At 64.8% G+C, this 733-nt stretch carries 1 protein-coding gene and 1 pseudogene; both read left to right on the forward strand.

Annotated features, from left to right (window positions below):
* Positions 1-280 (forward strand): IS200/IS605 family transposase (gene tnpA, locus AC1DWT_RS51685; RefSeq protein WP_477926332.1); only part of this gene is annotated, 280 nt, incomplete at its 5' end.
* 9 nt (positions 281-289) lie between these two features.
* Positions 290-733: pseudogene (locus tag AC1DWT_RS51690) on the forward strand (MCE family protein); the annotation flags it as partial.

The raw sequence follows: 733 nt of genomic DNA on the forward strand, positions 1-733 counted from the left end.
GATCCACTACCCACCTACCGTGCAACTCTCCACCCTGGTCAATAGCCTCAAGGGCGTCTCCGCTCGATACCTGCGCCAAGAGTTCCCCGACCACATTCAGAAATACCTGTGGGGCAATCACTTCTGGTCACCGTCCTACTTCGCCGCCTCCGCAGGCGGAGCCCCACTCGCCATCGTCGCCGAGTACATCACCAACCAAAAACGACCCGAACCCACCCCAAGAAAGCGACCCCGCTACGCGCGATCGCACAGTACAGAATCAGCTTCCTCCCGGCCCTGAAGGGCCAGGCTTCCTCTGATTTATCCGGTGAAGGTCCGTGGCCTCATCGTCGGCGAGGTGCGCTCGGCGACCTCTGAGGAGGGCGAGGTCACACTCGCTCTCGCGATCCAGCCGGACAAGGCACCGCTGATCCCGTCCAACGCGACGGCGCGTCTGCTGCCCAAGACGCTGTTCGGTGAACGCTATGTGTCGCTGATCGTTCCGGAGGGCGACACGGCTCCGCCGATCCAAGCCGGTGACACGCTGCGTCAGGACAAGAGCGGCAACGCCGTCGAGGTCGGCGAGGTTCTGGACGGCCTGCTGCCGCTCCTACAAGCGATTCCGCCGCAGGACCTGGCGAACACGCTCGGCGCGCTGTCCCAGGGACTGGGCGGCCGCGGCGCCGAACTCGGCCTGACGCTCGACCGGCTCGAGGAGATCTTCGGTGGGCTGAACACCGAACTTCCCGCCATC

The organism is Rhodococcus sp. P4_B6 (genome assembly GCF_056402215.1).